The following is a 15,192-nucleotide window of genomic DNA, read 5'->3' on the forward strand; positions in this document are numbered from 1 at the left end:
TCCTCCCCTGTTTTTCAAAAAAATTAAGATGATGCAGAGCAAAGGGCCAAAGCGAGTGAGTTCAGCTTGCTATCTGCCGAATCAGCCCGTGATGTCAGGACGATCGGCGCTTTGGCGCCTGCAATGACTGCCCCGACCTTTGCACCTGCGAAATACATAAGCGATTTATATAAAGCATTGCCTGTCTCAATAGCAGGGACAAGCAGTATATCTGCATTTCCTGCAACTTCGCTGCTGATTCCTTTATGCTCGGCTGCCGCTGGCGAGATTGCATTATCCAGTGCAAGCGGGCCGTCAACAATGCAGTTTCTGATCTGGCCCCTTTTATTCATCATGGCCAGAGCGGCAGCATCCAAAGTTGCCTGCATAGAAGGATTGACCGTTTCAACGGCAGCAATCGGAGCCACCTTTGGATTGTCGATGCCTATGCTTCTCGCAATCTTGACTGTATTATTAATGATTTGCTCTTTCTGCTTCAAATCCGGCGCAATATTCATGGCTGCATCCGTAATGATGATGAGCCTGTCGTAGCCAGGCACTTCAAAAACAGCTGCATGGGAAAGGACACTGCCCGTTCTAAGCCCATAATCTTTATTAAGCACTGCTTTTAATATGATCGAAGTTGAAAGATTGCCTTTCATCAGCACACTGGCTTCTTTTTGGCTTACTGCCCTTACAGCCATTTCAGCTGCTGCTTCTGCTGTTCGTGCATGGATAACTTCTATCCTTCCACCCGCAGCCGCAAGATTTCTATTATAGATCAGTTCTTCAATTGCTTCTCCGTCGCCGAATAATTTAAAATGAGCCAAATTGCGCTTGGCCGCTTCCGCTACTGCGTCCATTACTTCATGGTCTTCTGCTGCGGCAACTGCGACTGTCTGTTTTCTGTTTCCTGCTGCTTTTTCTATGAGCGAGCTCAACCTCAATTTGTTTTCAACCCCTTTAATCAAATGCTGCGACACCAATATTATACTATGCAAGAAATGTGCCAGCCTACATTTACTGAAAACGCTTTATTCATCCCACTAAAGAACCTGCAAAATTTTTCACGCTATGAAAATTATTGCACGCCATTATTTGCAAGGTTATATTTTTCAAGCTTATAATACAAATTCCGGACAGACAATCCCAGGCTTTTGGCAGCTGCCGTTTTATTGCCATTATGCTTATCCAGGGCCCTTTTAATCATGGAGGCTTCAAAGTTTTCGACAAGCTCGGCAAGCGGGGCGTCATTCCCGCCATATTCTTCCGGAACTGAACTTGCTGGCGTTTCACCCTTATGCTGCTTCAAAATCATTTCAGGAAGATGCCTTACTTCAATTTCCGTTTCATGATAGCCCATAAAAATAATGGCGCGCCCCAGAATATTATCCAGTTCCCTTACATTGCCCGGCCAGTCATAGGACATAAGTGCTGATATAGCCTCTTCCGAAGCCTTATCGACATTGCGCCCATATTCCTGATTGATCTTCTGGATCAGCCTGCTGCAGAGCTGTGGAATATCCTGCTTTCTATTCCTTAAAGGAGGAATATGTATCGGCATCCTGTTTATCCGGTAATATAAATCCTCACGGAAAGTGCCGGCAGCAATCCCCTTTTCCAGATTTACATTGGTCGCAGCAATGATCCTTACATTTATCGGAATCGGCTTAGTGCCGCCAACTCTTGTGATCTCATTCTCCTGCAGCACCCTTAGCAGCTTGGCCTGTGTATTGGCTGTCATTTCGCCAATTTCATCGAGGAAAATGCTGCCGTTATGGGCCTCTTCAAACAGGCCGCGCTTCCCTCCCCGTTTGGCGCCGGAAAAGGCGCCCTCCTCGTAGCCAAAAAGCTCGCTTTCCAGCAGGGTTTCCGACAAGGCCGCACAATTGACCCTTATAAATTTATTGTATTTTCTCCCGCTAGCATTGTGGATGGCATGGGCAAACAATTCCTTGCCCGTTCCGGACTCTCCCCTGAGAAGAATGGTTGCCGGCGTTTTAGCCCCCAGCTTTGCCTGCTCAATCGCCAATGTCATTTCTTCGGATGTGCCGATAATATCCTCAAAAGAATATTTTGCTTCAAGCGTACGGATAATTTGCCGTGCCCTAGTAAGTTCCCTGTTCAGGCTTTTGATTTCTGACATATCATGGATGACACCTACGCTGCCCTTCAGCTTGCCGTCCACAATTACCGGAGCGACATTGACAACCACTTCCTTTTTGCCGGGGCCGACTCTCATCGCCGCCCCCCTTACTGCCCTTCTCGACTGAAGGACCTTCATATGTACACTTTCTCCTTCAGAAATATCTGCCGTTGCCGGCTGTCCGATTACCTGCTCCTCTGTCAGTCCAGTGATCCTTGTATAAGCCGGATTGATCAGCAGCCCCTTTCCATTTTCATCCACCACCGAAATCGCTTCATCGCTTGATTGGATGATAGCCTGGAGCATGGTTTGTATTTCTTTCAGGTTTGTGATTTCTTCGGCGAGATTGACTACTTCGGTAATATCCTTAAAAACAGAGAACGCACCGATCAGCTCTCCCTTTTCCCCAATCATCGGTATCCTGGTCGTTATGATTTCCAGTCCATTCGCAAGCACAAGCTCCTGATTCAGCTCTGTCCTTTTCGTTTCCAGTACCCTCGGAAGGCAGCTGCCTGGTATCACATCAAGTACGTGTTTTCCGATTGCCTTTCCGCCTGGGATGCCTGTCATCCTTTCGGCGCTTCGATTAAAGAGGATGATCCGGCCTTCTCCATTGACAACGACCATTCCATCGTCCGTAGAATTGAAAATCAGGTCATGCTTATATGTTTCATTTTTGAATTCCTCAATAAGCTCTTCTTTTTCCTCAAGCAGCTTGCTGATAAGAAAGGCTACACTTCCGGGAATAAGCACTGTATTTTTCGACCGTGCTTCCCTGAGATCGATAAAAACCTTCTCTTCACCCGTCACTTCAATGATGATATCTGGATCTTCTTTTATGTATTCTCTCCAATCGGGACCGGTCCGAATCCCTTCCAGGCGTGCAAGCTGGATTCCCGGAGCATTGTCATTGATATCGACAACTGCCGATACATCAAGGACCGCCGTTTCTCTCAGGAGCCGCAAAATGGCCGTTCCGCCTTTTCCGGCACCGACTATCATAACTGTCTGCATGGCTATCCCTCTCTTAGTACGAAGATTTTTTCACTGATAGTCTGCAAGATCTTTCAATACTATTGTAATTATTTTCTCCATGCTTGACAAATTTCTTCTATAATTTATCATTACCGATGAAGAGACTTTTTTAAATAAGGGGCAAAATATGATAAGAATCGCTGCATTAGTTGTTTTATTGATACCCGGCTTTATTGCTGCCATTGGTGTTAAACTGATGAGGGATATGGTATTTGGCATTCTCCAAAGCCCTTTCCCCTATTTATGGCTTCAATTCCTGGCCGGCCTGCTTTTCTTTTTGCTGGGGCTGGGGTTTGTCGCCGGCTTCATACTGTACCGCGACCGAAAAAGGAATAAGGTGCAGGACCGTTTTAGAAGAGAGAGGATCCAGGCTAAAAAGGCTGATTGATTATTTACACAGGCAACCCGGGAGCACTGAATATTTCATTCCCGTTATATAAAGAACAGCACCCCGTTCGCTGCCGGGGTGCTGTTCTTTGCAGATAAGTATTATTATTGGAATTTTATCATTTGCAGCTGATATTCAGAAAGGAGGGACGGAGATGAAGCCATTGCAGATTTCCCCCGAAACGGCAATCAAGCTTGCCGAGAAGCTCAATGTTCCACTAGAGCAAATCATGCACATGCCCCAGCATATTTTAATACAGAAGATGATGGAACTTGAAAAAAAGAATTGATGAAGGCCTATTCGAAATGCATGCTGTTCCTGACAGCATAGAAGGTGCCCCTGACTGAAGTATCCAGCTTTCTTGATTGGCTTTTAATCTGGAGCTGCGTTTCCGGATATGCGACCTGCAGGATGGATACTTCCCCTTCACCCTTCGTCTCAAGCAGGCCCGTCAATATCTTCCTTTGATGGTCAAGTACGGCGATTTCCTCCATCTGCCTCTCAAACAGGCTTAATGTCTGTTCATACTGCTTCTGCTGCTTGTCGCTCAGCTGATTTATGTATTGTTCGAAGATTTCAAGCTGCTTTTTGCCTTTTTCCATTTCAGCGGCCCTTTTTCGGTATGCAAGAAGGAGTGTCTCAAGCTCTTCGTTGACTGTATTTCTGTCAAATCCTTCAATCTGTATAATCGTTTTCCTTTCCAGCCTGTTGCCGATGATGCCGGCCTGCACCCTTCCTTTAGCCTCTATCAGGCCTCCTATCAGCTTTCCTTTTCTTTCATCCGCAAAGATGTTTCTTCCTTTCAGTATTCCGCCGATCGAATAATAGCCGATATGAATATCACCGCCTGCTGTCAGGCTGCATTCATTAGAGTGCTTTATATAAATATTCTTTCCCGCCTTTATCATGCCGGATCCCTGGCCGAACGCGCCTCCTTTAATGAAAATATCCCCTTTTTCCGAAACGATTTCTTTAAACCCGCTGATGCCGAGTTCTCCTAAAATAGAAATGTCAAGAGAAGCATTGACGCTGTAGCCCGGCTTGACAATACCCCTGACTGTAATGCTTCCATCAAATTCGATATTGCCTGTTTCAGGGCCTGCATCGCCTTCTATGACTAGATGGCGGCCTACAGATACCTTGCCGCCCCGGAATGTGACAACACCGTCGCATAACGCCCTCAGCACCATTTTACCGTCCTCTTCACAAGCTTTTACCGTTTTTTTGTCATAAAGCAGTTTTTTATCTTTTCCTTTTAACGGAGGAACCGGATCTCCTGTCAGCGTTTCACCAAAAACCCCTTCTTCTGCAGGAATTTTCTCGCCGAGCCAATCCCCTTCCTGAACCTCATCAATGAAGTTCATATCATAATAATTCGCGGTGCCGTCTTCCCTTATGGCGGGCTTCCTTTCACTCTGCTCAAAATAGCAGATGACAGCATCGCTTCCATGCCGGGGAGGAAGGCCCTTTGCAATGACAGCTTCCTTTTGCACAGGGACGCTTCTCAGCACATCCTCCTCAATCGCATGTTCCACCCCGAGTTCCTGAAGCTGTAAGGCTATTTGATCGGCTATAGTCTTAAATTCTGCATTGAAATAAGCTTCCGTGCAGTTCAGCCGGAGCTTTGCTTCCATCATGTCCCTGCTAAGGCTTACAGCTGCCAGGGGTTTCAGTTCGCCAATAAGCTTCCTTCCTGAATCGGCCAGTTCAAGCGCCTCTTTCAGTACCATAAATTTTGTAATTGAAATTCTCGGAAAATTCAACAGTTCTTTTTCCAGACTTTTTAAAGAATAGCCTTTTCTGAGAACAGTTATATAAACTTCATCTTCTTCACATTCAATTCTTAGCGACTCATCAGAAAATATTTCCATAGGACTATTCCCTTTCCAGCAGGCATTTGTATTCATTATAGCGGAAAAATAGGCATTTTGGCAGGTTCCTTCATAAACTAACAGAATATTTGCCATTATCCTGTCCTTTTAGCCAAAATAAAAAGCACCCCAGAATGGAATGCTCTCCTTTAAAAGTATATGATTTCATTTTTAAGGCCTTCTTTCAGGCAGTCGCGGCATAAATTAAAAAACCCTAAAAAATGCCTAGCCCTTTCAAGAAGCTTTATGCTCCAGGCGCAGTTTATCAGCAACCATTGCGATGAATTCCGAGTTGGTGGGCTTGGCTTTTGTCATGCTTACAGTGTAGCCGAAAAGAGAAGAAATGCTATCGATATTCCCCCTGCTCCATGCTACCTCGATCGCATGGCGGATTGCCCTTTCCACCCTGCTGGCAGTGGTATTATACTTTTTGGCGATATCCGGGTAAAGAACCTTTGTAATGGATCCGAGCAGTTCAATATCGTTATAGACCATGGATATTGCTTCGCGCAAGTATAAATAACCTTTAATGTGGGCAGGCACACCAATTTCATGAATGATGCTTGTGATGCTTGCATCAAGATTTTTAGGCTTGGATTCTTGGCTTCTGTAGGCGGATGACTGGGACTTGCGGATGACCGGGTTGGACTTGCCGCTTACCTGGCGGATATGGCCGGCGAGATTCTCCATATCAAATGGTTTGAGGATGAAATAGGAAGCCCCAAGATCCACCGCTTTTTTCGTAACATCCTCCTGGCCGAAAGCTGTAAGCATGATGACATTCGGCATCGATGATCTCCGTGATTCACGCAGCTTTTCAAGCACTCCAAGCCCATCCAGATGCGGCATGATTATATCAAGGACTAGAACGTCCGGTTCAGTTTCTTCCAGTACCTCCAGGCATTCCTGGCCATTATGGGCCACCCCGCTCACTTCCATGTCATCCTGGGATGCGATATATTCCTCCAGAAGCCCGACAAGCTCGCGATTGTCATCCACGATACATACTTTTATTTTTCTCACGTATTGTTTCCTCCTCAAATCCATTTGTGGTCTCTTTTTCTATCTAGTTCTATTCTAAATGACAAATTCGACAATGCAAACGAAATTCCTTTTGTTTTTTGAATTTTTCTTAAAAACCTGATAAAACCTTTATTTTTCTTCTGTTTTCTTCCTCATTCGACTTTATTCGCATATACATTGATCATTTGGCTGGTTTTTGTCGATTTTTCTTTAGAGCTCACAAAAGAAAAAAGAAGGCCCCATGCACGCCTTCTTCCTCCACACATTTCAGCTTGCTTTTTCTTCGCTTTTTTCATAAATATCTATTCCTGCTTCATTGAGCATCCACTCGATATGGACTCCGTACCCGCTGGTAGGATCATTCACGAATACGTGCGTGACTGCCCCGACAACCTTTTCGTTCTGAATGATCGGGCTCCCGCTCATCCCCTGAACAATACCGCCTGTTTTATCCAGCAGTTCAGGATCTGTCACTTTGATGACCATCCCTTTTGTTGCAGGGAACTTCTGTGGTATAGTGCTGACAATTTCAATATCAAACAGGTCTACCTCGTCATCATCTACAACCGTAAGAATCTGGGCCGGCCCCTCTTTCACCTGATGCGAAAGCGCTATAGGCATCGGCTTATCAAGCACGCCGTTTTTCATGCCCCTGTTCAGTTCGCCAAAAATGCCAAAGGGACTGTTTCTTTTAATATTCCCAATAACCTGTTTATCTGAAGAAAATCTTGCGAGCTTTTCGCCTGGATTCCCGTTGCTTCCTTTTTCAATGGATGTAACAGTCGAACGGACAATTTGTCCATCATCGACCACGATCGGTTTTTTTGTATCCATATCACTTATAACATGGCCGAGGGCCCCATACTTCATAGAACCTGGATGATAAAAGGTCATGGTGCCGATTCCGGCTGCAGAATCCCTAATATACAGGCCCAGTTTAAAATTATTTTCCGCCTTATCTTTAAGGGGTGTCAGTTCGGTGCTGATTTTGCCATTTTCCCTTGTAAGTGTGATCTTCATTGCCTTGCCCGTCTGTCCGGCTTCCTGGACAAAGGGTGCCACATCGGACATCTTCTCAATATTTTGTCCGTTTATCTGCGTGATGATATCTCCTACTTTAATCCCTGCAGTTTCGCCGGGGGAAGCTTTGCCGTCTTTTGCATCCACAAGGTGATGGCCGACAACCAGCACCCCGACCGTATTCAGTTTAACCCCGATTGACTGGCCTCCGGGAATGACCTTAAAATCCCTCAATACATTCACATCAACTTTTTTAACTGGAAATCCTGCCAGTTCAAGCAGCATTTCGTCTTTTCCAATTTTCTTTCCCTTTACGGCAACCTCGCTTCCCTCCTGCTTGAGAGCTGCCGCCGCTTCTGTTTTCATTGACGCAGACACAGGTGCCGCCTTGCTGAAATTGTATGTTTCACCTTCAAATAGGGTAATCTCTTTGGGAATGCTGATATATTCTTGAAAGGGTTTGGAAAACCCTGCTGCAATTAATGAAACAAGGAGAATTCCACCAATTATTCTTCTTAGTAGCTCTAAATTCAAAACCTTCACTCTCCTCGCTTCTAGTCCACACGTCAAATGGCTACATCTTTAATTTTGCCTCCTTAGTGAGAACTTATAACCTTTGGCCATATAAAAAAAGCTACCCTCTTTGGATAGCTTTTCAAGTTATTTTTATTTGCTGGGCAAGCTGGAGCAATTCCTTAGCATGCTCTTTCGTCAAATCAGTGATTTCCACCCCGGATATCATCCGGCCGATTTCCTTGATTTTATCCTCGGAATTGAGCGGTTTCACTGTTGTTTTAGTTCTTCCATCACGCGTAGACTTTGCGATGAACAGATGTGTATCTGCCATTGCAGCAACCTGTGGAAGGTGGGAAATACAGAGAACCTGTGAATCCCTTGAAACATGGTGAATCTTCTCAGCGATTGCCTGTGCGACGCGTCCGCTGACTCCTGTGTCAACCTCATCAAAGATAATCGATGTGACCCCCTGATGCTTCGAGAAGATGCTTTTCAAAGCCAGCATGATTCTGGACAGCTCACCGCCCGAGGCGACTTTGGAAAGGGGCTTGAGCGGTTCGCCCGGATTGGTGGATATATAAAATTCTATCTTGTCAGCACCGTTGCGATGGTAGCCCCGGCTGGACAATTCCTCAAATTTCACTTCGAACACCGTTTTCGACATATACAGCTCTTTCAGTTCCTTATGGATGAGAGAGGTCAGCTTTTTGGCGCTCTTTCTCCGAAGCCTGCTTAATTGCTCGGCTTCAAGGCTTAAATCCTTCTGAAGGGAAGAAAGCTCCTTTTGAAGCTGATCAATATGTGTTTCCTTATTCTGCAATGTCTCAATTTCTTCTTCTATCCCTGATGCATATTCAAGGATTTCCTCGATTGTCTTGCCGTATTTCCTTTTGAGCTGATTGATTTCTGTCAGCCTTTCTTCAATCTCATTCAGCCTGGCAGGATCATATTCAAGAAAATCAAGCTTGCTCCTCAGACTGCTTGAAACATCCTCAAGCATATAAAAACTGTTGGATATAGCATCTGCCATTTCCTTATATTCAGGATCCAGTTCAGCTGCTTCCTGCAGATGGCCCATAACAAGGCCGATCCAGTCCAGCCCCTTTTGCTCCCCTTGAAGAGCAGTATAGCCAGCCTGCATGCTGTCATAAATCCTTTCGAAGTTCCCCAGCTTCGTTTTTTCTTCATAAAGCTCTTCGTCTTCGTTGATTTTCAGCCCGGCTCCCTCAATTTCCTCCAGCTGAAATTGAATCAGATCAAGCCTGTGGGCCATCTGCTGTTCGTTCTCACTCAAATTCTTGAGCTTTTTGGCTGTTTGTTCATAAGATTGGAATACTTCCCGGTATTCATGCAGGGCCGGCATGATTTCCTCAGAGCCAAACTGGTCAAGCAAAGATAAATGCAGGGTTTCATCCATCAATTCCTGGTGCTCATGCTGTCCATGGATGTCGATGATAGTAGATCCGATTTCCCGGAGTGCAGAAATGGTCACCAGCTTTCCATTGACCCGGCATACACTCTTGCCTGTCCGTGAGATATCCCGGCGAAGGACCACCATCCCGTCCTCGATGTCAATCCCAAATTCCCTTGATTTTTTATAACAGGGATGATCCTGGCCGTCTATTTGGAAAAGACCCTCGATCTCAGCTTTCTGCTCGCCGTGCCGGACAAACTCCGAAGACCCCCGTCCGCCCACTAAAAGGTGGATGGCATCGATGATGATCGATTTGCCTGCGCCCGTTTCCCCAGTCAATACAGTTAAGCCCTTTTCAAATGAAACAGAAAGGGCTTCTATAATAGCGAAATTTTTAATGGATAATTCACTTAGCAAAGAATTTCACCCCAATTTAAAGCATATCGATGAAGCGGTTGGATATCACTTCAGTATCTTCAGGTGTTTTGCAGATGATCAGGCAGGTATCGTCGCCGCAAATCGTACCGAGAATTTCTTCCCAGTCAAGATTGTCTATCAGTGCGCCGATTGCCATCGCATTCCCGGGCAACGTTTTCATAACCAGCAAATGGCCGGCAGTATCAATCCGGACAAAAGCATCCATTAAATTGCGTTTTAGTTTCTGCAGCGGATTGAACCTTTGATCCGCCGGCAGGCTGTATTTATATCTTCCATCCATTAAAGGAACTTTTACAAGATGAAGCTCTTTTATATCTCTTGACACAGTTGCCTGGGTCACATTAAAACCGGCATTTTTCAGCTCGTCCACAAGATCATCCTGTGTTTCAATATCATTATTGGCTATGATGTCTCTTATTTTGATATGTCGTTGTCCTTTATTCACTTTATCACCTCTATAGGCAGTCGAAACCTGATTTCTATCCATATGTTAGCCGATTTTCTGCTGAATGTACAATTTTTTCTGCAATAGACAGCACGAATAGCCAAGAACCGCCATAATTCGATGGTCCAGCGCCGAAAAAAAGGAATAAGCATGATGCTTATTCCTCTTCTTTCTGCTGCTTTGATTTCAGCTCGGCATGAGCTTCCTTGACTATTTCATCCACGGAAGCAGAAAGTCCGTTTATGCCTGTTTCCTTTTCCCCTTCCCACCTCAGGTGAAGAAGGAACTCAATATTGCCGTCCCCTCCTGTTATCGGGGAATAGGAAAGGTTTCTGACATCATATCCCTGTTCCAGGGAAAAGCGGATCATGCGGTCAATGACGTCGGCATGGACCTTGGGATCGCGGACAATCCCTTTTTTTCCGACCTGCTCACGTCCTGCTTCAAACTGCGGCTTTACAAGCGCAATAACATCACTCCCGGGAACCAGCAGGGTTTTTAGAACAGGCAGAATAAGCTTCAAGCTAATAAATGATACATCAATCGACGCAAAATCAGGCATCTCCCCTGCCAGATCGGCAGGAGTCACATAGCGGAAGTTGGTCCTTTCCATTACCTCCACCCGCTCGTCCTGCCTCAGCTTCCAGGCAAGCTGATTATAGCCTACATCCAATGCATATGACATTTTCGCCCCATTCTGCAGCGCACAGTCAGTGAAGCCGCCGGTTGATGCTCCTATATCAAGAAGCACCTTGCCTGAAATGTCGACATCGAACTCTTTGATCGCCTTTTCAAGCTTCAGTCCGCCGCGGCTGACATAGGGGATCAGCTTGCCTTTCACTGTGAGCGGAATATCGGCGCCTACCTTTTCACCAGGCTTATCGAGGCGGCTCTCGTTCGTATAGACAAGTCCGGCCATGATGGCGCGCTTTGCCTTTTCCCTTGTCTCGATAAGCCCTCTTTCTACGAGCAATACATCTAAACGTTCTTTCTTACTTTTCATCTGTTAAGCCCTTTTTTGTTTTTTTCTCGCCAGTTTTGCGAGCTTTTGTACGGCCATCTCAGAGGTCAGGCCGATTTCTTCGAGCAGTTCCTTTACGCTTCCATGTTCAATATACTCATCAGGGATTCCCATACGCTCGATTGCTGCCTGATGGAAGCCGTTTTCATGGGCAAACTCAAGGACGGCACTTCCGAAACCGCCCTGCAGGATGGCTTCTTCTATGGTTAGTATCGGCATATTCAAACCTAATATTTCTGTCAGCATTTTTTTATCCAGCGGCTTGATAAATCTGGCATTGACGACTTTGATAGAGTAGCCCTGCCTTTCCAGCTGGGCTGCTGCTTCCATCGCCATCGGGATGGTTGTTCCAAAGGTAAGGATTGCAGCATCGTCCCCTTCCTTCAGCACTTCCCAAGTGCCGATAGGAATTTTGATCAGCGTCTCATCCATCGGCACACCGATTCCGTTGCCCCTCGGGAAACGCATCGCAATCGGGCCGTCATCATAAGCAAGAGCAGTGTTGACCATATGCTGGCCTTCATTTTCATCTTTCGGCATCATCATCACCAGATTTGGCACATGCCTCATGAAGGCGATGTCAAATACACCCTGGTGGGTTTCACCGTCAGCGCCCACAAGGCCTGCACGGTCGATTCCGATGAAGACATTCAGGTTCTGGCGGCATATGTCATGCACCACCTGGTCATAGGCACGCTGCAGGAAGGTCGAATAGATCGCCAGGAACGGCTTCATATTTTGTGTGGCAAGCCCTGCTGCGACAGTTGTTGCATGCTGCTCCGCTATACCCACATCAAACATGCGGTCCGGGAACTCGCTGGCAAAGCCTTCAAGCTTTGATCCTACAGGCATGGCAGGAGTGATTGCAACAATCCTGCTGTCCTTCCTCGCCAGCTTCCTTACGGTTTCACTGACAAGCTTGCTCCAGGCAGGCGGCGGGTTGATCGGTTTAACAAAGTCGCCTGTATCAATTTTGTATGGGCCTGTCCCGTGCCAGGTCCCGACTGTATCCTTTTCAGCAGGGGAATAGCCTTTCCCCTTCTTAGTGATCACATGCAGAAGGACAGGACCTTCTGTTTTCTTTGCATAGCTGAGCGTTTCAAACAGCTCTTCAAAATTATGGCCATCGATCGGGCCTAAGTAGGTAAAGCCCATTTCCTCAAAAAACATGCCCGAAACCAGAAGATATTTCAAGCTGTCTTTTACTCTTTCAGCAGTTGAAGCAAGCTTTCCGCCGACAGCAGGGATTTTTTTGAGGAGAAGCTCGAGCTCATCCTTCACCCACTGATACTTGCCGGCTGTCCGGAGTTTCCCGAGAACATTGTGCAGGGCCCCGACATTTGGTGCAATCGACATTTCATTATCATTGAGGATGACAATCATATTCTTTTGCTCGTGTCCGATATGATTGAGCGCTTCAAGCGCCATCCCGCCTGTCAGTGCGCCATCCCCGATGATCGGGACGATATGGGAATCCTCTTTTTTCAAATCCCTCGCAATGACCATGCCCATGGCCGCTGATAAAGAAGTCGAGCTGTGGCCGGTCTCCCAAACATCATGTTCGCTTTCAATCCGCTTCGGAAAACCGCACAGTCCTTTATACTGCCTGAGGGTATCAAATTCACAGGCTCTGCCTGTAAGGATCTTATGGACATAAGACTGGTGGCCCACATCCCAGAGAAACTTGTCCTTTGGGCTTTCAAAGCATTTGTGGAGGGCGATCGTCAGTTCAACGACTCCTAGGTTGGGTCCGATATGGCCGCCTGTCACTGAAAGTTTTTCTATAAGAAAATTCCTGATATCCTGGCTGAGATCTTCCAGTTCTTTATTGGAGAGCCCTTTTAAAAATGAAGGGTCCTTAATCGATAATAGATCCATGTCTTGGATCACTCACTTTCATTTCTTTTTAAATCACTGTTATTATTAATTCTCTTTTATTATAACGATATGACAATTTTCCACAACAAAATGTAGCACATTCCCTGCATTGTACCATAAGAGTAACGCATTGCAGGCGATTTTCCAACTGATTTCCCTTATGGGACATCCAGATCTGCTGGAGGGCAGGAACCGTTTCACTAAAGAAAAGCATAGCTGCTGAATGCAAAAAGGGAATTCTGTCCTGTCTATAAGCTGAAAATCAATCACTTCCTGACCAAAGAAAAAGCCGTTGGCCCGATGCGGCAAACGGCTTCCTTCTCATATCCGGCAGCTGCAGGATCAGCAGAAACTGCCAATTAATCAGTGATCCCTGTTCGCCACCAGATTGGTTATCTCTTCCAGCAGCTGGATTTCAAGGCCTGTTTCCTGCAGCCGGGCCTTTGCCATCCCTATATGATGTTCAAGCGCCTTGTTTGCTCCTTCCATAGTGAGAATGGATGGGTAGGTGCTTTTATTGTTGGTTTCATCACTGCCAACCGGCTTTCCAAGGACCTCTTCATTTCCTTCCAGGTCGAGGATATCATCCCTGATTTGGAAAGCAAGGCCCAGATGGTGGGCAAATTCATTCAGGCTTTTCAGCCTGCTTTCCTCTGCACGCGAGAGGAGAGCCCCTGCTGCTACACTGAATGCAAGAAGCTTCCCGGTTTTGTGCACATGTATGTATTCAAGCTCTTCAAGATCAAGGTCTTTGTCCTCTCCCTCAATATCTGCCGTCTGGCCGCCTACCATGCCTTCAGCACCCGAAGCCCTTGCAAGCTCATTGATCAAAGCAAGCTTCACTTCCGCATCAGCATCCTCAGGAGCCATCTGTGCAAGAAGCTGGAAGCTGTATGTCAGCAGTGCGTCTCCAGCAAGGATGGCATTTGCCTCGCCAAACACTTTATGGCTGGTCGGCTTCCCCCGCCTGAGATCATCATCGTCCATGCTTGGGAGGTCATCATGGATAAGGGAGTAGGTATGGATCATCTCCACAGCAGCTGCAGCCTGCAGGCCTTTTTTTGTATCTTCCCCAAAAGCCTTGAGAGTAGCGAATACGAGGAGCGGCCTGATCCTTTTGCCCCCGGCCTGCAGAGAATAATGCATGGCCTTTTTCAGAACCTCCGGGGCGGCCAGTCTGCTGACACTTTCCTCCAGCTCACGCTCAAGCATCTTTATATGGACCTCTGAAAAAGAATCAAGCTGTACATTCGGCACCATTACTCCTCCTCCTCGATGACAAACGGTTCTTTCCTGCCTTCTTCTGTCAGAACCTCCGTCAGCTGTTCTTCCACCCTTTGCAGCTTATCATGGCACAGCTTGGACAGCTCCATGCCCTGCTTATAGATGGCAATGGCCTCTTCGAGCGGCACATCGCCTTCTTCCAGCTTTTCTACAATTCCTTCAAGCTTTTTCATCGCTTCTTCGAATGTGAGTTTTTCTTCTGCAGCCATTTCTATCACTCCTCTTTGCCTGTCACCTTGCAATTAAAAGTTCCATCAGCCAATTTCACCTGGACATCATCGCCCTTTTCAACCTGGGAGACACTCTTCAGGAGCTCGCCTTCCCCGCTATAGGCCAAGCTGTAGCCTCTGTCCATAATCTTAAGCGGGCTCAGCGCCTCAAGGGTTGAAACCATGCCGCTGAATTCCTTCTGCTTCTTGGTCAAAACTTCTTTCATAGCCTTGCCGAGTGCACGGCTGCCGCGTAAATGGGTTTCCTTCGCTTCCTTGTACAAATCATTTGGATGATTCCTCAAGAGCCTTTGCAGCAGCCTGTCCCGCTCCTCGCGTTTCAGCTCTGCAAGCCTGCCTGCGCTCTTTTTCAGCTGTTCTGTCATCTTGTCTGCCTGTTCTAGCTTCTGTTCGTACAGCCGCTGCGGATAGCGGAAGGCATATGATTTCTGCAGTCTGCCCAATCGTTCCCGCTGCAGGACTGCTCTTTCCCTCATCGCTCTGATAAGCCTGGACTGGCGGTTT

The 15,192-nt window shown here is 46.6% G+C and carries 14 protein-coding genes; 2 read left to right on the forward strand and 12 right to left on the reverse strand.

All coding sequences use genetic code 11. The features are described 5' to 3' along the window. Positions 1–23: 23 nt before the first annotated feature. Both yqiS and CYJ37_RS13535 read right to left on the reverse strand, forming a co-directional pair. Entirely contained in the window at positions 24–926 is a 903-nt protein-coding gene (gene yqiS / locus CYJ37_RS13530) for a phosphate butyryltransferase (RefSeq protein ID WP_035403056.1), read from the reverse strand. 134 nt (positions 927–1,060) lie between these two features. After that, positions 1,061–3,139 carry a sigma-54 interaction domain-containing protein gene (locus CYJ37_RS13535; RefSeq protein WP_009794972.1) on the reverse strand — a complete coding sequence of 693 codons (2,079 nt, stop codon included), beginning with the start codon at positions 3,137–3,139 and terminating at the stop codon, positions 1,061–1,063. A 148-nt stretch (positions 3,140–3,287) separates the two neighbouring features. Here CYJ37_RS13535 and CYJ37_RS13540 point away from each other — a divergent pair, with 148 nt between their 5' ends. Both CYJ37_RS13540 and CYJ37_RS13545 read left to right on the forward strand, forming a co-directional pair. Beyond that, positions 3,288–3,548: a DUF2627 domain-containing protein gene (locus tag CYJ37_RS13540; protein ID WP_009794971.1), complete on the forward strand. Its 261-nt coding sequence runs from the start codon at positions 3,288–3,290 to the stop codon at positions 3,546–3,548. A gap of 154 nt (positions 3,549–3,702) precedes the next feature. Next, positions 3,703–3,837 carry a YycC family protein gene (locus tag CYJ37_RS13545; RefSeq protein WP_009794970.1) on the forward strand — a complete coding sequence of 45 codons (135 nt, stop codon included), beginning with the start codon at positions 3,703–3,705 and terminating at the stop codon, positions 3,835–3,837. A gap of 7 nt (positions 3,838–3,844) precedes the next feature. Here CYJ37_RS13545 and CYJ37_RS13550 read toward each other — a convergent pair whose 3' ends face one another. The 10 genes from CYJ37_RS13550 to CYJ37_RS13595 all read right to left on the reverse strand — a co-directional run. Further along, positions 3,845–5,419 (reverse strand): DUF342 domain-containing protein, encoded by a 1,575-nt coding sequence (locus CYJ37_RS13550; protein WP_257964233.1) that lies wholly within the window; start codon positions 5,417–5,419, stop codon positions 3,845–3,847. Between the two features lie 234 nt (positions 5,420–5,653). Then, entirely contained in the window at positions 5,654–6,442 is a 789-nt protein-coding gene (gene spo0A, locus CYJ37_RS13555) for a sporulation transcription factor Spo0A (RefSeq protein WP_009794968.1), read from the reverse strand. Between the two features lie 267 nt (positions 6,443–6,709). Further along, positions 6,710–8,005: a SpoIVB peptidase gene (gene spoIVB, locus CYJ37_RS13560; RefSeq protein WP_009794966.1), complete on the reverse strand. Its 1,296-nt coding sequence runs from the start codon at positions 8,003–8,005 to the stop codon at positions 6,710–6,712. Between the two features lie 112 nt (positions 8,006–8,117). Further along, complete coding sequence (gene recN, locus CYJ37_RS13565) at positions 8,118–9,809, reverse strand: DNA repair protein RecN (protein WP_101550256.1); 1,692 nt, start codon at positions 9,807–9,809, stop codon at positions 8,118–8,120. 16 nt (positions 9,810–9,825) lie between these two features. Continuing rightward, a complete protein-coding gene (gene ahrC, locus CYJ37_RS13570) occupies positions 9,826–10,275 on the reverse strand; it encodes a transcriptional regulator AhrC/ArgR (RefSeq protein ID WP_009794964.1) in 450 nt (149 codons plus the stop codon). Between the two features lie 157 nt (positions 10,276–10,432). Beyond that, positions 10,433–11,278 carry a TlyA family RNA methyltransferase gene (locus CYJ37_RS13575; RefSeq protein ID WP_009794963.1) on the reverse strand — a complete coding sequence of 282 codons (846 nt, stop codon included), beginning with the start codon at positions 11,276–11,278 and terminating at the stop codon, positions 10,433–10,435. Between the two features lie 3 nt (positions 11,279–11,281). Next, positions 11,282–13,174: a 1-deoxy-D-xylulose-5-phosphate synthase gene (gene dxs, locus CYJ37_RS13580; protein ID WP_094767090.1), complete on the reverse strand. Its 1,893-nt coding sequence runs from the start codon at positions 13,172–13,174 to the stop codon at positions 11,282–11,284. A 363-nt stretch (positions 13,175–13,537) separates the two neighbouring features. Next, positions 13,538–14,434 carry a polyprenyl synthetase family protein gene (locus CYJ37_RS13585; RefSeq protein ID WP_009794960.1) on the reverse strand — a complete coding sequence of 299 codons (897 nt, stop codon included), beginning with the start codon at positions 14,432–14,434 and terminating at the stop codon, positions 13,538–13,540. Further along, positions 14,434–14,667 carry an exodeoxyribonuclease VII small subunit gene (locus CYJ37_RS13590; protein WP_009794959.1) on the reverse strand — a complete coding sequence of 78 codons (234 nt, stop codon included), beginning with the start codon at positions 14,665–14,667 and terminating at the stop codon, positions 14,434–14,436. Before CYJ37_RS13590 ends, CYJ37_RS13585 begins: the two co-directional genes overlap by 1 nt. A gap of 5 nt (positions 14,668–14,672) precedes the next feature. Further along, positions 14,673–15,192, reverse strand: a 520-nt coding sequence (locus CYJ37_RS13595; protein WP_308302696.1) for an exodeoxyribonuclease VII large subunit, incomplete at its 5' end; no start/stop codon positions are given.

Source organism: Bacillus sp. UMB0728, from assembly GCF_002858875.1.
Lineage (GTDB): Bacteria > Bacillota > Bacilli > Bacillales > Cytobacillaceae > Bacillus_AB > Bacillus_AB infantis.